At 37.9% G+C, this 16,235-nt stretch carries 16 protein-coding genes; 6 read left to right on the top strand and 10 right to left on the bottom strand.

All coding sequences use genetic code 11. From position 1 onward, the window contains the following. Complete coding sequence (locus tag ACUN24_RS08350) at positions 1–381, top strand: GtrA family protein (protein ID WP_445562071.1); 381 nt, start codon at positions 1–3, stop codon at positions 379–381. 123 nt (positions 382–504) lie between these two features. Here the strand turns inward: ACUN24_RS08350 and ACUN24_RS08345 are convergent, their stop codons facing one another. After that, complete coding sequence (locus ACUN24_RS08345) at positions 505–627, bottom strand: hypothetical protein (RefSeq protein ID WP_255562515.1); 123 nt, start codon at positions 625–627, stop codon at positions 505–507. Positions 628–687: 60 nt separating this feature from the next. Between ACUN24_RS08345 and ACUN24_RS08340 the strand changes: the two genes are divergently transcribed. Further along, positions 688–1,668 (top strand): polysaccharide deacetylase family protein, encoded by a 981-nt coding sequence (locus ACUN24_RS08340; RefSeq protein ID WP_445562070.1) that lies wholly within the window; start codon positions 688–690, stop codon positions 1,666–1,668. 166 nt (positions 1,669–1,834) lie between these two features. Here ACUN24_RS08340 and ACUN24_RS08335 read toward each other — a convergent pair whose 3' ends face one another. The 3 genes from ACUN24_RS08335 to ahcY form a co-directional block, all read right to left on the bottom strand. Further along, a complete protein-coding gene (locus ACUN24_RS08335; protein WP_445562069.1) occupies positions 1,835–2,176 on the bottom strand; it encodes a DUF6370 family protein in 342 nt (113 codons plus the stop codon). A gap of 29 nt (positions 2,177–2,205) precedes the next feature. Then, the gene (locus ACUN24_RS08330) at positions 2,206–3,081 is read right to left on the bottom strand and encodes a hypothetical protein (RefSeq protein WP_445562068.1); all 876 of its coding nucleotides are present in this window, start codon (positions 3,079–3,081) and stop codon (positions 2,206–2,208) included. A 309-nt stretch (positions 3,082–3,390) separates the two neighbouring features. Continuing rightward, complete coding sequence (gene ahcY, locus ACUN24_RS08325; protein WP_121287763.1) at positions 3,391–4,707, bottom strand: adenosylhomocysteinase; 1,317 nt, start codon at positions 4,705–4,707, stop codon at positions 3,391–3,393. Between the two features lie 148 nt (positions 4,708–4,855). Here ahcY and ACUN24_RS08320 point away from each other — a divergent pair, with 148 nt between their 5' ends. From ACUN24_RS08320 to ACUN24_RS08310, 3 genes are all read left to right on the top strand, one after another. Further along, positions 4,856–5,476, top strand: a complete 621-nt coding sequence (locus ACUN24_RS08320) for a hypothetical protein (protein WP_445562067.1) — start codon at positions 4,856–4,858, stop codon at positions 5,474–5,476. Positions 5,477–5,659: 183 nt separating this feature from the next. Continuing rightward, positions 5,660–6,229 carry a hypothetical protein gene (locus tag ACUN24_RS08315; RefSeq protein WP_445562066.1) on the top strand — a complete coding sequence of 190 codons (570 nt, stop codon included), beginning with the start codon at positions 5,660–5,662 and terminating at the stop codon, positions 6,227–6,229. Between the two features lie 382 nt (positions 6,230–6,611). Then, positions 6,612–7,040, top strand: a complete 429-nt coding sequence (locus tag ACUN24_RS08310; protein ID WP_445562065.1) for a CBS domain-containing protein — start codon at positions 6,612–6,614, stop codon at positions 7,038–7,040. Positions 7,041–7,198: 158 nt separating this feature from the next. Here ACUN24_RS08310 and ACUN24_RS08305 read toward each other — a convergent pair whose 3' ends face one another. The 3 genes from ACUN24_RS08305 to ACUN24_RS08295 form a co-directional block, all read right to left on the bottom strand. Further along, complete coding sequence (locus ACUN24_RS08305; protein WP_445562064.1) at positions 7,199–8,647, bottom strand: M20/M25/M40 family metallo-hydrolase; 1,449 nt, start codon at positions 8,645–8,647, stop codon at positions 7,199–7,201. 186 nt (positions 8,648–8,833) lie between these two features. Further along, a complete protein-coding gene (locus ACUN24_RS08300) occupies positions 8,834–9,889 on the bottom strand; it encodes a TerC family protein (protein ID WP_445562063.1) in 1,056 nt (351 codons plus the stop codon). Then, positions 9,889–10,860, bottom strand: a complete 972-nt coding sequence (locus ACUN24_RS08295; RefSeq protein WP_219077029.1) for a polyprenyl synthetase family protein — start codon at positions 10,858–10,860, stop codon at positions 9,889–9,891. Before ACUN24_RS08295 ends, ACUN24_RS08300 begins: the two co-directional genes overlap by 1 nt. 290 nt (positions 10,861–11,150) lie before the next feature. Between ACUN24_RS08295 and ACUN24_RS08290 the strand changes: the two genes are divergently transcribed. Further along, entirely contained in the window at positions 11,151–12,143 is a 993-nt protein-coding gene (locus ACUN24_RS08290; protein ID WP_445562062.1) for an alpha/beta hydrolase, read from the top strand. A 108-nt stretch (positions 12,144–12,251) separates the two neighbouring features. Here the strand turns inward: ACUN24_RS08290 and ACUN24_RS08285 are convergent, their stop codons facing one another. From ACUN24_RS08285 to ACUN24_RS08275, 3 genes are all read right to left on the bottom strand, one after another. Further along, positions 12,252–13,217, bottom strand: coding sequence for a YpdA family putative bacillithiol disulfide reductase (locus ACUN24_RS08285; RefSeq protein ID WP_445562061.1), 966 nt, complete (start codon positions 13,215–13,217; stop codon positions 12,252–12,254). 155 nt (positions 13,218–13,372) lie between these two features. After that, entirely contained in the window at positions 13,373–14,785 is a 1,413-nt protein-coding gene (locus ACUN24_RS08280; protein WP_445562060.1) for an MBL fold metallo-hydrolase, read from the bottom strand. Positions 14,786–15,181: 396 nt separating this feature from the next. Then, on the bottom strand, positions 15,182–16,201 hold the full coding sequence (locus ACUN24_RS08275) for an asparaginase (protein WP_445562059.1): 1,020 nt from the start codon (positions 16,199–16,201) through the stop codon (positions 15,182–15,184). Between the last annotated feature and the right edge of the window lie 34 nt (positions 16,202–16,235).

The raw sequence follows: 16,235 nt of genomic DNA, 5'->3' as shown, positions 1-16,235 counted from the left end.
ATGGATTTATTTTTCCGCATCTTAAAATTTGGATTAACGGGTTTCCTCGGGATGGCGATAGATTTCGGCGCGACATGGCTGTGCAAGGAGAAAATCAAAATCAATAAGTACATTGCTAACGCCATTGGTTTTACTTTAGCCGTAACCAATAATTATCTCATTAACCGGATATGGACATTTCAAAGCACTAATAGCCACTGGGGAACTGAGTTTAGCAAATTTTTGGTAGTGAGTTTAATTGGTTTAGGATTAAATACATTTATCATTTACCTGTTCCATCAAAGGAAAAACGGCACCAATTTTTATGTAGCCAAATTCTTTGCTATAATAATTGTTTTTGTTTGGAATTTTTTGGCGAATATGCTGTTTACGTTTAGGTAAAAGTTTTGGAATGCTCTCGAAATAGATCCTGAAACAAGTTCAGGATGACGCTTGACGTAGAAGACTTAATTATGCAATTTGCACGGACTAATGAACTAATGACAAGTGAACGAATGAACTAATTTAAGAAACGTTTTTGCCGACAAAATATATCACAACAAGCCATATTAATCCTTTAATCAGGAAGAATAAAAACCCAACCAGCCCCACCCGCTTAAACCATAATTTTGCTTTTTCTTTGTTCATGGCGATGTTTGTAAAGATAACGGATTTGCGTTAAATTAGAAAGATTTTAAATAAGGAAATATGAAGTTATCTAAATCTATACTGCTCAGCATGTTTTTAACCTGCTTTTTCTGCACTGAAATTTTTGCACAAAATTTTGAAGATATTAAACGCTATAAGGTAAGTTTTGCCATAGCAAAAAGTAATAATGAAAAACTGATTGCATTCAGAAGTTTCATTGCAAATAATCAAAAATATTTATTGCTGGTAAATCCAGAAACGTTAGATACCAGGGTAGATTTGTCCAATAAATATGCCACAAGCAGCTTAAAGTTACAGAATGTATTGGCGATTTTTAAAAACACGGCTTATATAAAATCAATAGAAGCCGCGGCAGCTAAAGATTTACAGCTTCAAAATGCGGGGATCGATCATGCCATTCCGAATGAAAAGGGCATTACTTTAACGATCGATCTTTGCCCATCACATAAAACTCTGGATAGAATTATTTTTCAATCTGTTTTTGATGAATTTAAAAAGATAGAGCAGCCTGCACCCCTCGCGGTTTCCGTTTCTGGTAAATGGATGCTTAAACATCAGGACGATCTGAATTGGTTAAAAAGTTTAGTAGAGAAAAAGGAATTGAATATTACCTGGGTAAACCATACTTATAACCACGAAGTCAATAAACTACCATTAGCCGAAAATTTTCTGTTGGCTCCCGGAACCAATTTAGATGTAGAAGTATTGGAAAACGAAAAACTAATGTTAAAAAACGGTTTAATTCCTTCGGTATTTTTCCGGTTTCCGGGATTGGTATCAGACAAGGCAATAGTCGGAAAAATTGAAGCTTACGGATTAATTCCAGTGGGAAGCGATGCCTGGCTGGCCAAAGGACAACAACCTAATGCAGGCAGCATTGTACTGATCCATGGCAACGGCAATGAGGAAATAGGCGTGAAAGATTTTATCCAGTTGCTAAAAACGAAACAAGCTGATGTGAAGAATAAACAATGGTTGCTTTTCGATTTGAGAGAGGGTTTGGAAAAGGAATTTGAATAACCTAATTTTTAACCGCAAAGGACGTGAAGGAAAGCGCAGAGGTCACAGAGATCAAGCAATAAATTGACCACAAAGGCACAAAGAACACAAAGTTGGGTTCAGACCGTTTTTAAATCAGACTTAGCGGCCCTTTGCGGAAAACTTTGCTTTCTTTGCGGTAAACCCACTATTTTTTAACCGGCAATAACTTTATTTCTTTTGCTTTAAAGCGGTTGTTTACGATTTCGCCGGTAACTTCTGCTTTACTTACCGCATTGCAAAAACCATGTTTGCCGTGGGCATCGCCAAAATCATCAATGCCTTTACCATCAACAAAATAAGGTTTGCCATCAATTTTAACCGCCAATTCGCAATCTTTACCTTTCATTTTAAACTGACATTCGCCACAGGCAATATCGACCACCTGTTTGGTAATTACTTTCGCTGTTGCAGTTTTTTGAGGACTAGTTTGGGACTGAGCTGTAAAAGCAAAAAAACAGACACAAAATGTTAATATAATACCTTTCATATTTTTTTAATTCTTTATTCAAAATTAACTTATTTTGCCAATAACCAGGCGATTAAATCGGTTGGTTCTGCAATACTCCAGGAATGCGGATGCTTTTGTTTGTTATTTCTTATCCCTCTATCTTTAGTTAAAATAAGTTCTACTTTGTTTTCTTCTGATTTTTGTTTTAATTTATTGATATAACCGGCACAATCTGTTACGTTCATATCGGACAGATCCATGCTTCTGTTATTAATCCACCACAAAATATCTGGTTCGCTGTAAATTCTTAAAGCAGTTGAATGATAATCTGGCAATATGTTCTCTGTATAATCTGGATTATAAACCGATAATTCTTTTAAACTTTGCTCCTGCGGCTGATATCCAGTATTCAACGTATCTAATTTCACCACAAAACCTTTTTCTCTTCCTTTTAATAATGATTTTCTTAACCTAACCATATCTAAAGGAGGGTCGATAGCGAAAACCTTGCTTATTTTTAGTTCTTTATTTTTTTCTGCATAAAACTTTAATGCTGTTGTACCACCAATAGAAAAACCGCCAAGATAAAGCGCTAATGCAGGTTGAAGTTTATTTTTATGATAAAACTCGTTAATCATTTTACCTAACGTATTCAAGCTTTTTTTATCAATGGGAAAACTTTCATTGTTGGGTGTAAGATTAACCATTACAACCGCTAATCCATTTTTGTTTGCCTCCTGCACAATGGATGATTGAGCGGTAACGGCAGTAGGAGATTCCAAAAAACCCGGCACCAAAAATAATACGCCCGTAATCTTAGTCCCCGCCGGCAAGCTTTGCATGTAGAAACAGTCTTTTCCAAAAAGCTGATCGTTTTCTACTTTAACCTGTGCACGCACAACAAAACCAGCAAATAAAATTAATATGGAGAGTAAATATTTCATTAAGATACATTTTTTCAAATGTAAGTTTTCAGGAGCAAAAGAACCACAATACGCTGTAAAATAAACCTGATAGAAATGGAAATCCTTTTTGCTGTCATTCTGAGCGTAGTCGAAGAACAACAGAAAGATTGGAATGAATAGCAGGGCTGATGTCTCCAAAGAGTACTGAACGTAAGTTTTCAAAAAAACACTTAAAGACACCCCACCGTATAGGCACCCCTCTGAGAGAGGGGAATAAAAAAGGGATATGCAAATTTGCACATCCCTCTTCATATTATCGACTTCAGACTCTCGACTGAAGACTCAGGACTAATACCTGTATGTATCTGCTTTGAAAGGACCTTCAACCGGTACGCCGATATAATCAGCCTGGTGTTGATCTAAAACATCTAATTCTACACCGATTTTTTCTAAGTGTAAACGGGCAACTTTTTCGTCTAAATGTTTAGGCAAAGTATATACTTTGTTTTCGTAAGCACCAGTGTTGGTCCAAAGCTCTAACTGAGCTAAAGTTTGGTTGGTAAACGAGTTACTCATTACAAAACTTGGGTGGCCAGTTGCACAACCTAAGTTAACTAAACGACCTTCAGCTAAGATGATTACATCTTTACCGTCAATAGTATATTTGTCAACCTGAGGTTTAATTTCAACTTTGGTATCGCCATAAGCACCGTTTAACCAAGCCATATCGATTTCGTTATCGAAGTGACCAATGTTACAAACAATTGCTTTATCTTTTAATGCCCTGAAGTGTTGCTCGCGAACGATATCACAGTTACCTGTAGTAGTTACCACGATATCAGCTTCTTTAATAGCTGTAGCTAATTTTTTAACTTCGTAACCTTCCATTGCAGCCTGTAAAGCACAGATTGGATCAATTTCAGTCACAATAACACGTACACCTTGTGAGCTTAACGATTCTGCTGAACCTTTACCCACATCGCCGTAACCGCAAACAACAGCCACTTTACCAGCCATCATTACATCGGTAGCACGACGGATCGCATCAACTAATGATTCGCGGCAACCGTATTTGTTATCGAATTTAGATTTGGTAACTGAATCGTTAACGTTGATTGCAGGTAAGTGCAATGTTCCGTTTTTCATTCTTTCATATAGACGGTGAACACCGGTTGTCGTTTCTTCTGATAAACCTTTAATTGCTGCAATCAGCTCAGGATATTTATCAAAAACCATATTGGTTAAATCACCACCATCATCCAAAATCATGTTTAATGGTTGTTGCTCCGGACCGAAGTGTAAAGTTTGCTCAATACACCAATCAAATTCTTCTTCGTTTAAACCTTTCCAGGCATAAACCTGAATACCCGCAGCAGCAATTGCAGCAGCAGCGTGATCCTGTGTAGAGAAAATATTGCAAGATGACCAGGTAACTTCAGCACCCAGCGCAGTTAATGTTTCGATTAATACAGCCGTTTGGATGGTCATGTGCAGACAACCTGCAATACGCGCACCTTTTAAGGGTTGTGTTGGACCGAATTCTTTACGTAAACTCATTAAACCTGGCATTTCTGCTTCGGCTAATCCTATTTCTTTACGGCCCCATTCTGCCAGTGAAATGTCCTTAACTTTGTAAGGGATATAGGTTGTCTCTACTGATGACATAATTATTTGTTTTTAAATGTGATGCAAAGTTACGGCATCCCTTTGTGAAAGCCAAATAATTAAAAGAGCAAGCAGGTTTACAGATTGTAAAATAGTGTTCAAAAGCCCTTAGTTTTTTATATCTTGGGTACCAAAAATTAAAAATCAAATGAGCGCTCAAGATTTATCAAACCTAATTGCTGGGTTTTCCCTTTTAGCAACAATTATAACGCTTTGGCTAGCCTACAGAATTTACGATAGATTTGGTTTCGCTGCCAGCTTTAAAGCTAAAGAACAGGAGCTTGTTATTGACTTTGTTGGGCAACTTTTTAGCTTTAAACTGGGAGTTTTATTTGAGAATGGTTCAGCAAGTTCAAATTTTAGCTCGGATGCAGTCGAGATGTTTAAAAGGATGCCGGCACTTAATCAGCATGAAAATTGGCAAGTATATCTCAATAAAGATCTTTATGAAAAGTTCATGTTACTTGGGCAGCTAATTAACCACCCGTATTTCCCAGACCAAATTAAAGAAAGATGTTTACTTTTTAATCAGCATTATCAAATAGTCGACCCCTCTGAAATGGATAAAAAATCATTCATGTTCTTTAGTGGTGATCTACGTTACGAGAGAGATGTGAACATCTACAACCAAGGCCATAACTTTACACCATTTGATGTTAAAACACTACTTAATGAATTAAAAAACATTTTGATGGCTATCGAAGCTTACTATAAATTAAACCTACCTAAACATACACCCGCAAGATTAAAATATAGATATTGGAATTAATATCTGCTATAATGGCTAATAAAAAATCTAACCCTCTGTATTACCTCACTCTTTTAAGAATTGATTAGAATTAGTATTCTTTATTTGAAATTGCATTAGCGTTCGGAGTTAACTGAATAATTTTCAGGTTAATAACTTAAAATTTGATCAACGGTGTTTTTTTAATATTTTTGCAATTAAATTATGCTTGATCAACTACATGAATGGTGGAAACAGTCAAAAACTGTTTCAGATATTATTACCGGACTTTACAGTTCAGGTATCTTTCTAATAGCTCTTAGTCTTCTGAAGCCAAGGGTTAAAATTTGTGATAAAATATCTTCTCAAAACAATAATTCAATATTTTATATTAAAATTGTTAATAAATCTATATTCTTTAAAGTTTATGATATTCAGGTCAGAGCTTGGAGCACTAAAACAATTCCATCTCCTAATGGGGATAATGTGGAGTACTCAGCAATAAAAATCAATAAGGATTATCAGTGGGTTATTCACAGACTTTCATTTCAACACCTTTTCCAAGATCTCCTATTAGGAGATAAGCGACTTAAAGGTAGTACCGACTATGCTGCTCAATTTTCGACCAATGATAATTTAAGCCAATTAATGACAAGCAATGTTTCCATTACCGTTGAAGTAATAGCTAAGCATTCATTAACTGGGTTTACAAGGGTAAGAACCAAAACTTTTAAACATGCGCAGGACATTAAGGCCGGAGAATATAGAAGTGGTAACTCCTGTAAAATTGTGTAACAAAAAACAATATTTACATAAATCTGTTGTTTTTATAAAATTAAGAAATTACATTTACATCAAGCAAAACCAATCTACCATGGACATCATTGTAAAATAACACCAACATTACTAGTTTGAGAATTCGACTAGAAACAATATTAACCATAGCCACCTAACTAGGTGGCTTTTTGATTTAATGACTTTTCTCCGAGCTTGTGAGCATGGAATGCTATGAATCAAGTGAAATTGCAAATAAGTGTGCTTAAAATCGGCGTTCGTTCTCATCAGGGTTAAGTGGTTAAAAAACTGCGCTCCGTTTGTAAAGATGAGAACAAATCAAAATAAAACTTTGATATCCAGCTAATTATTTCTTAAATTGTTATAACCAAATTAAACTTTTATGAAAAGCGTAAAACACTTACTCGATACCAAACAGGCCATCATCATCTCCGTATCAGAAAACATTTCTGTTCTGGATGCCTTAAAAGTAATGACAGAAAAAAATATCAGCGCTGTATTGGTAATAGAAGACGAACAACTTCTTGGTATTTTTACTGAACGCGATTATGCCCGAAAAATCATCCTCCAAGGGAAATCATCAAAAGATACCCTGATTAAAGAAGCCATGACAGCTAACCCCATTACCATCAAGTTTAGCGACAGTATTGATCATTGCATGGAACTTATGACCGATAAACACATCCGTCATTTACCAATTGTAGAAAACGACGAAGTAAAAGGAATGGTTTCCATCGGCGATGTGGTAAAGTTTATCATTGCCGATCAAAAACAGACCATTTCGCAATTGGAAAGTTATATTAGTGGATAGTGCTGATTGGGTATACTCTTTTATTAAATCTTTTTGCGCCAGGCTTTAGTCGGAACAATTCCGTGAAAATTTATTTCCGTCCTTTCGGGCGAAGTACAGCGAAGTCGGGGAAATCTCTTAATCTGTGTAATCACCCGCGAAGCGAATCTATCCAATCATTACTTCCATCTCCACTCGCCCGCAATGCTTAAAGGTTCTTTCAAGTTCTGCGATTCTAAGAAAGCTCTCAACTCTTCCTCGCCCTGAACACCTACCGGGATTTTCGGTGTATTGGCTAATGCATAAGTTAACATGGCACTATAACGTACCGTATTTTTAAGTTCCTGCTCATTAACCAGTTTAAAGCTATCGCCATCGGAATGGTAAAAGGGCCCGGAATTATTTGGCAATTTGCCACCGAAACCACCACCCGTGGGAATACCCGCTAACATAAACGGCTGATGATCGCTGTGCAAACCTGCACCAGCATTAAACAGATTTTTAAAGCCTGTATCAATCTTTACAATATCAGCTCCCCAAGATGTAAAAAGGTCTTTCATTTCAGTTCGTGAAGTAGAGAAACCTTTCGGATCGTTGGTCATATCGTAGTTCAGCATAAACTTCACCTGGTTTAAGGTTCCGTCTTTTTCAGCCTGGTCGATATAAGCTTTAGATCCCAACAAACCTTGCTCCTCGCCCATAAACAATACAAACTCTACTGTCCGTTTGGTTTTTAAATTCAGTTTTTTAAACGTCCTTGCCATATCCATAATGGCGAAAGAGCCGATTCCATTATCGATAGCACCAGTTGCCAAATCCCAGCTATCCAAATGTCCACCAACTACAATTTTATCTTTAGGTAATTCAATTCCTTTAAAAGTAGCCAATACGTTGCGGGCTTTAATCATACCCGAGAAATTCGTCATGGCAATATGCGCTGTTTGTGGCTGCGATTTAATTTTCTCTTTCAAAGCCATTCCATCTTCCAAACCGATACAAACCGCAGGTATTGGAATCAGTTTACCCGTTACCGAAGCGGTTCCCGTTAAAAGCACACCATCTTTTACCGTATTGATAATGATTACACCAATGGCACCATATTTTGTGGCAATAGCGGTTTTTTCTGAACGATGTAATGATTTTGTTTCTGCCGGAGAGCCAGGCAACACGCCCAGATAAATCAATGCAATTTTACCTTTAAACTTTTCAGGACTGGCCTGATAATTTGCTTCCAATCCATTACCAGCATCTACAATTTCACCTGTAACATCCGCACTTACCGGCGAATGCGCCAGTGTAACAGCCTTCATTTTGGTCAGACTATTTTTATCAGCACCAATTTCTACATTGATCGTTTTTCTTACCCAGCTTTCTACTTTAAATGGTTGAAATTTCACCTCACAGCCGTAAGATTTTAATAAATCGAAAGCATATTGCTCGGCCTTTGCTCCATTTGCAGAGCCTGTTAAACGGTGACCGATGGTTTCGGTTTCATATTTTAAGGTTTGATAAGCTTTTGAGTTTTGCTGTACTTCGGTATTAATTTTCGTAAAAATATCGCCAAATTTATCTTGGGCATTAGCAAACAAAGTAGTGCAAAGAAGGGCGGCAGAGAAAAGGTATTTCATTAGGTTTAGTTATATCTGCTGAAAGTACAAATTTTAGATAGAGATTGCCAGCTGTAACGTTTATTTTGCTTTAGTAACCTAAACTATGCTGTCATGCTGAGGCACGAAGCATCTGCAGCGTACGAAACACCTTTCTATAGTAGTCAAAGATTCTTCGCTGCGCTCAGAATGACAAAAACTATAAAACTAAGGTTTTACATGCGCCTTTTTCTTTGGGAAAACCAACGAAGCAACAATACTGATCACTAAGATACTTAAAATCACAATAAGCGAATGCTCAGTGGTGAAACCCCATTTCTCCAAATAAATATGACCTAACATTTTTACACCGATAAAAGCCAGTAAAACTGCTAAACCTGTTTTTAGATAATGGAATTTATGGATAATATTTACCAGTAAAAAGAACATAGACCGTAAGCCCATGATGGCAAAAATATTAGAGAAAAATACAATATAAGGATCTTTGGTAACCGCAAAAATTGCTGGAATGGAATCCACCGCAAATAACAAATCGGTAAATTCTACAATCAACAGTACCAAAAACAACGGTGTAACAAATGTTTTATGGTTAATTTTAACAAAGAAATTTTTACCCTCATACTTTGGATGAATGGAAAATATCTTTGAGGCCCATTTTACCACAGGGTGGTTTTCGGGATCAATTTTATCATCTTCCTCCTTGCTGAAAAACATCTTCACACCAGTAAACACCAGGAAAGCGCCGAAAATGTAAAGGATCCAGGCAAATTTTGTAATTAATGCAGCGCCCACAAAAATGAAGATGAAACGCATAATGATAGCGCCCAATATCCCCCAGAATAATACACGGTGATAATATTTTTCTTCAACCGCAAATGCAGAGAAAATGAGTACAATAACAAAGATATTATCTACCGAAAGCGCATACTCAATTACGTAACCTGTTAAAAACTCCAGTCCGAGATTTTGCTTATAAACCGCTAAACTTCCTTCAAAATCGCCAGGAACCAGTTTAATATGATGTTGATGTTTGGTAACAATCTCCTGCAGGTGGGCAAAATCCTTAATTCCATGTAGCTGGTGCCCTTCAGTCAGCAGGATAAAATAAAAGCCGATGGCCAGGGCCACCATAATCAAACTCATTATCCCCGCTTGTTTTAAACTCACTACATGCTCTTTCCTGCTAAAAAGACCAAGGTCCAAAGCAAGAATCAGTACAATAAAAAGAAGAAAACCTAAGCTAAAAAGTAATTCGTTACCCATTATTTTTTACGTTCAGTGGTGTAGAGTACAAGTTGTTCTAAACCTGTTCTGGCCTCACCTGCATCAAAACTGTGCAGAATATCAAATGCTTGATTCTGGTACTCCAACATTTTCTCATTGGCATAATACACACCTTGGTGCGCATTTACAAAATCAATAATCTGTTGTATTTTAACCGGATCGTCCTGGTGGTTTTTCACCAGGTTGATCATTTTCTTGCGTTCTGTCTTTTCAGCTTTATTTAAGGCATAAATTAAAGGCAAGGTTACTTTCTTCTCTTTAATATCAATACCCAAAGGTTTACCAACATCATCAGTTCCAAAATCGAAGGTATCGTCCTTAATCTGAAAGGCAATCCCAACTTTTTCACCAAACAGACGCATTTTTTCTATTATTTCATCACTCGCACCTGCAGAAGCAGCACCCGCAGCACAACAAGAAGCAATTAAAGAAGCGGTTTTCTGTCGGATTACATCAAAATATAAATCTTCCGAAATGTCCATCCTCCGCACCTTTTCTACCTGCAGTAGCTCTCCTTCACTCATCTGTTTCACCGCTTCCGATACAATTTGTAACAAACGATGTTCATTATTGTTTACTGAAAGTAACAATCCTTTAGCCAACAAGTAATCGCCAACTAAAACGGCAATTTTATTTTTCCATAAAGCATTGATGGAGAAAAAGCCACGGCGTTCATAAGCATTGTCTACCACATCATCATGCACCAAAGTGGCTGTATGTAAGAGCTCTACCAAAGCAGCTCCACGATGGGTTGATTCCGTAATTCCACCACATAGTTTAGCCGCAAAAAACACGAACATTGGCCGCATTTGTTTGCCTTTTTGCTTTACAATATAATGGGTAATCCTATCCAGCAACGGTGCGTCGCTATGCATAGATTCTTTAAAGGTCTTTTCAAACGCTTTAATATCAGCAGCTATAGGTGTTTTTATCTGTTCGATTCCCGGCATTAAGTCGAAAAATTTTGATTGCAAACTTAAGCTAATTTCCCATAAAAAGGTAATCTGCGATCTTATTATTAAGGATTTGAAAAGCAAAGGATAGCAATCGTTAACATCTTTGCTCCTGCTATTGCCCATAGTCCTCGCCCTCATGCTTCGGGCTGTGGGCTATTTGGCGCTATCAGGTTTAACATGATGGGGCAGTGCAGGTAAAAAGACCCCTCAAAGCGATAATTAATTCCCCTAAAAATTAGCTTTATTTAAATTCAAATTTTACATTTAAACCAATATTTAACGGCATGAAAAAACGCTACAAAGTAATTATTGGCCTTTCGGCATTCATTATTGCTGGTTATTTGTTAGGACCAAAACCTAAAAAACCAGTGTTTAGTGAAGAGCTGACTAAAGTGCCTGATCTGGAAGACCTGGACGGTTATGTAGCCAGCATAGAATCCATGCATAAAATCAAACCCGGCAACGAAGCTGAAATTGTATGGGCCGATAGCTTTCACCAGCAAACCGAATATGCCGTTGTGTATTTACATGGTTTTTCGGCATCAAAAACAGAAGGCAATCCGGTGCACTTAAATTTAGCGAAAGCGTTACATGCCAATTTATACCTCGCCCGCCTGGCCGATCATGGTATCGATACCCTGGCACCCATGCAATATTTTACGGCCGACCGCCTTTGGGAAACCAGTAAACAGGCTTATGCCATCGGCAAAAAACTTGGTAAAAAAGTAATTTTAGTGGGTACCTCTACCGGCGGAACGGTAGCTTTAAAATTAGCGGCAACTTATCCTGAAATTAATAGTTTGATTTTAATGTCGCCAAACGTGGCCATTAACGATAAAAATGCCTGGCTTTTAAACAACCCCTGGGGTTTGCAGATTGCCCGTAAAGTAGTAGGTGGCGACGAACGTAAAGTAGACGACCGCACTGAGGAGTACAAAAAATACTGGTACACTAATTACCGGCTCGAATCGCTGGTAGAACTGGAAGAATTTATAGAAAGCAGCATGCTCAAACCAACCTTTAAAAAGGTAAAACAACCCGTTTTACTGCTTTATTACTATAAGAATGAGCTTGAACAGGATCCTGTAGTACGGGTAGATGCCATGCTGAAAATGTTCGATGAACTGGGTACTCCTGATAATTTAAAGAGAAAAGTAGCCATACCCAATGCAGGTAACCATGTAATGGGATCTTATATTACTTCGAAAGATTTGCCCGGAGTAGAAGAAGCTATTGAAAGTTTTGTAGAAAGTACGCTGAAGATACCTGTTTATTGATAATGATTTATAATTCTAAAAGAGTGGCCCTCATCTCCGCTCGAAATGACAATAGGCTGCAATCCATACTAAATATTAATCTAACCCCTGGCTAAACTTCGTAAGGCACTAGCTCAGAATATTCTTCACGATCATTTCGGCATGTACCCTCGAGTTTTCGATAAACAGTTTGTGGGTATCTAATCCACCGCAAACCACTCCGGCGAGGTATAAACCCTTTACGTTAGTTTCCATGGTTTCTTCGTTGTAGGCTGGGCAAAGTGTTTCCGGCAGATCGATTCCGAATTTTCTTAACATCGAAAAATCCGGCTGATAACCCGTCATCGCAATTACAAAATCATTTGGAACAGTTTTTATGCCTTCTGGGGTTTTAATATCCACTTCACCTTCCCTTATTTCAACAAGTTCAGAATTGAAGAGAGCAGTAACTTCACCTTCCTTAATCCTGTTCTGTATATCCGGGCGAACCCAATATTTAACATGCGGACCAAGTTCACCACTCCTCACCACCATGGTTACATTTGCACCCTTGCGGTAAGTTTCTAAAGCGGCATCAACACCCGAGTTATTGGCACCAACCACCACTACATTTTGGAAGGCGTATAAATGTGGGTCTTTATAATAATGTGTTACTTTTGGTAAATCTTCTCCCGGAACATTCATCAATAAAGGCACATCATAAAAACCAGTTGCCACAATTACATTTCCAGCCGTATAATATGTTTTAGAAGTCTTTATTTCGAAAACATTAGCTTCATTTTTAATCACCTGTTGCACCCGCTCGAAAAGATTGATCTTTAAATCAAATTTTTCGGCAACACGGCGGTAATATTCTACGGCTTCGTTACGGTTAGGTTTAGGATTGATGGTTACAAAAGGCACGCCCCCTATTTCTAACTTCTGCGAAGTAGAAAAGAAGGTCATAAATACCGGGTAGTTGAACAAACTGTTCACCAAAGCACCTTTTTCTATAATAACATAGCTAAGGTTTGCTTTTTGGGCTTCAATTGCACAAGCCATCCCTATCGGGCCGGCACCTATAATTAATACGTCGTAATGATTTTGATTTGCCAATTGACTATTTATTAAAATTTTAAGGCATAAATAATATAAATACATTAGGTATTTACCGTTTTCGCTGACCATATAAGAAATATAAGAGGAATATAAGCTTATATTTTCTTAAATAACTTAAATGGTTAAAGCTTAGCCAGTCTTTTTTATACCAATTATACTTGCATTGCTTTACTTGGACAGGCGAAATCGGTTCTTTTTAAACCGGTATTTTTTATTGCACCATAACCACCGGCTACATCAATTACATTTTCTACTCCACGCGATTTTAAAATAGAAGCCGCAATCATTGATCGGTAACCACCTGCGCAATGAATATAATAGGTCGCTTTCGGATTAATCTCACCAGTCCATTCGTTAATAAAATCCAACGGACGGCTAAGCGTAAACTCCAAATGTTCTGATTCGTACTCGCCTGGTTTACGCACATCGAGCGCAGTAATTTCTCCATTTGATGCCGCCTCCTCAAAAGCTTCGGCCGATATAGATTCAATGGTATCGATTTCTTTGCCAGCGGCAGTCCAGTTTTCGAAACCACCATCCAAATATCCAATGGTACTATCGTAACCCACGCGGGTTAAACGCGTAATCGTTTCTTCTTCTTTTCCCTGATCGGTAATCAATAAAATAGGTTGCTGCAAATCAGTAATCAAAGCCCCAACCCATGGTGCAAACTGACCGTTTAAACCAATATTGATCGAATTTGGGATAAAACCTTTTGCAAAAACCTGCGGATCACGGGTATCGAGCATAATCGCGCCAGTTTGGTTGGCCAGATCCTCAAATTGTTGCGGGGTTAAAGCATTTAATCCTTTTTCGTAAACATCATCAATGCTTTCTACACCACCTTTATTAATGGCGGCATTTTTAGCAAAATATTGTGGCGGAGGCATAATGCCATCCGTTACTTCAGCAATAAACTGTTCTTTTGTTTCAGCCTTTAAAGCATAATTAACCTGTTTTTGATGTCCTAAGGTATCAAAAGTTTCTTTACTCATGCTTTTCCCACAGGCCGAACCAGCGCCATGAGCAGGATAAACAATTACATCATCAGCCAAAGGTTTTATCTTTTCGTTTAACGAATCGTAAAGCATTCCGGCTAAATCTTCCATCGTTAAATGACCTTTTTGCGCTAAATCCGGACGGCCAACATCACCGATAAACAAGGTGTCGCCACTAAAAATGCAATGGTCTTTACCATTTTCATCGGTTAAGAGATAAGTAGTCGATTCTAAGGTGTGCCCAGGGGTATGTAATGCGGTTATGGTTAGCTTACCAATTTTAAATTGATCACCATCTTTGGCGATATGCGATTTAAATTCGGTTTTGGCAGTTGGACCATAGATAATTTCAGCACCCGATTTTTCTGCCAAATCTACGTGACCGGAAACAAAATCGGCATGAAAATGCGTTTCAAAAATATATTTAATGGTAGCACCAGCTTTTTCTGCTTTCTTTAAATAGGTAGCAACTTCTCTTAAAGGATCAATAATTGCAGCTTCGCCATCACTTTCAATGTAATAAGCGGCTTCTGCCAGGCAACCTGTATATATCTGTTCTATTTTCATGTTTTCTTCGCAACGTCACCCTGAATTTATTTCAGGGTCTTACCAAAAAGATGCTGAAACAAGTTCAGCATGACGGATCTATTACAGCAAAAATAGGGCTAAATACTTATAACCGAAATGATGTTAGTCATAATTGCAGAAGTTTTACTTACTGTGGTATTAGAACAGCTATGGAAGGTAGAACCATGTTTATAAACTGATAGAACGGAAAGCCCGGAACGAAGCAATGAGTGAGGACTTGGAGGGAGAGCAGGACTAAGTGACCAAAAATGAACAGGACTGTTTGTTTTCTAAAAATATTGACCACCTAAGCCACCTGAATGCATCTAAGTAGACGGTAATTTAATATTTTAATTTAAACCTCGCAGGTGTCGAAAACCTACGAGGTTTAATGTATTAATCTTTAGTCAATTCACCCCGCAACGATTCATCCATCAATTTACGGCTTTCTTCAACAGATAGCCCCAAGCCCATTACGAACATCAGTTTGGTTACGGTAGCTTCGAAAGTTAAATCGTAGCCGCTTACAATGCCCATTTTTAACAATTCCCTGCTGGTTTCGTAGCGACCAAGTTGTACCGATCCTTTTTTACACTGAGAGATATCAATAATGATTTTTCCATTTAAAATGGCCTGGCGCAAACTATCTAAAAACCATTGTGCGGTGGAGGTATTACCAGAGCCAAAAGTTTCTAAAATGATGGCATCTACTTTAGAATCGGTAATGGCCTGAACGGCCTGCGGTGTAATGCCCGGGTATAATTTAAGCACACCAATATTCGAATTAAAATTGGTATGCAATTTTAATTCACCGCCGGTAGCCTTTAAAATGTAATTTCTGTGAAACTGTAAATGTACTCCGGCCTCTGCAAGTACCGGGTAATTTGGCGAACGAAATGCTTCAAACTTCTCACTGTTATATTTAATAGAACGGTTGCCCCTAAATAATTGCGCATCAAAATAAATGCAAACCTCAGGGAATAATGCTTTGCCATCTTCTTTGGTAGCAGCTATTTCTAACGCAGTAATTAAATTTTCTTTGGCATCTGTCCTGATTTCTCCGATAGGCAATTGCGATCCGGTTAAAACAACAGGTTTATCGAGATTTTCGAGCATAAAACTCAGTGCCGAAGCGGTGAAGGCCATGGTATCCGATCCGTGCAGAATCACAAAGCCATCGTATTGATCGTATTTATTGTAAACGAGTTCGGCCAATGTTTTCCATATTTCAGGATCCATGTTTGATGAATCCAAAACCGGATTGAAAGAGTGTACATCTAACTGGTAATCTAAACGGCCCAGTTCCGGAACATTTTCTTTTATCTGCTGAAAATCAAACGGAATCAACATCCCGTTTGTAGGATCGTTAATCATACCGATGGTGCCGCCGGTATAAATTATAAGTATCTTGGTCATTTGGTTTAGTGAAGGTTGCTCAGCGCAAAGAAAC

The sequence above is a fragment of the Pedobacter sp. WC2501 genome (genome assembly GCF_052682415.1).
Note: the sequence above shows the minus strand (reverse complement) of the source record. Positions and strands in the feature narration are given on the sequence as shown.

Bases quoted from the DNA above. Each gene is read 5' to 3' on its own strand.
- ACUN24_RS08350 (WP_445562071.1), top strand. From the start codon at position 1: ATGGATTTATTTTTCCGCATCTTAAAATTTGGATTAACGGGTTTCCTC.
- ACUN24_RS08345 (WP_255562515.1), bottom strand. From the start codon at position 627: ATGAACAAAGAAAAAGCAAAATTATGGTTTAAGCGGGTGGGGCTGGTT.
- ACUN24_RS08340 (WP_445562070.1), top strand. From the start codon at position 688: ATGAAGTTATCTAAATCTATACTGCTCAGCATGTTTTTAACCTGCTTT.
- ACUN24_RS08335 (WP_445562069.1), bottom strand. From the start codon at position 2,176: ATGAAAGGTATTATATTAACATTTTGTGTCTGTTTTTTTGCTTTTACA.
- ACUN24_RS08330 (WP_445562068.1), bottom strand. From the start codon at position 3,081: ATGAAATATTTACTCTCCATATTAATTTTATTTGCTGGTTTTGTTGTG.
- ahcY (WP_121287763.1), bottom strand. From the start codon at position 4,707: ATGTCATCAGTAGAGACAACCTATATCCCTTACAAAGTTAAGGACATT.
- ACUN24_RS08320 (WP_445562067.1), top strand. From the start codon at position 4,856: ATGAGCGCTCAAGATTTATCAAACCTAATTGCTGGGTTTTCCCTTTTA.
- ACUN24_RS08315 (WP_445562066.1), top strand. From the start codon at position 5,660: ATGCTTGATCAACTACATGAATGGTGGAAACAGTCAAAAACTGTTTCA.
- ACUN24_RS08310 (WP_445562065.1), top strand. From the start codon at position 6,612: ATGAAAAGCGTAAAACACTTACTCGATACCAAACAGGCCATCATCATC.
- ACUN24_RS08305 (WP_445562064.1), bottom strand. From the start codon at position 8,647: ATGAAATACCTTTTCTCTGCCGCCCTTCTTTGCACTACTTTGTTTGCT.
- ACUN24_RS08300 (WP_445562063.1), bottom strand. From the start codon at position 9,889: ATGGGTAACGAATTACTTTTTAGCTTAGGTTTTCTTCTTTTTATTGTA.
- ACUN24_RS08295 (WP_219077029.1), bottom strand. From the start codon at position 10,860: ATGCCGGGAATCGAACAGATAAAAACACCTATAGCTGCTGATATTAAA.
- ACUN24_RS08290 (WP_445562062.1), top strand. From the start codon at position 11,151: ATGAAAAAACGCTACAAAGTAATTATTGGCCTTTCGGCATTCATTATT.
- ACUN24_RS08280 (WP_445562060.1), bottom strand. From the start codon at position 14,785: ATGAAAATAGAACAGATATATACAGGTTGCCTGGCAGAAGCCGCTTAT.
- ACUN24_RS08275 (WP_445562059.1), bottom strand. From the start codon at position 16,201: ATGACCAAGATACTTATAATTTATACCGGCGGCACCATCGGTATGATT.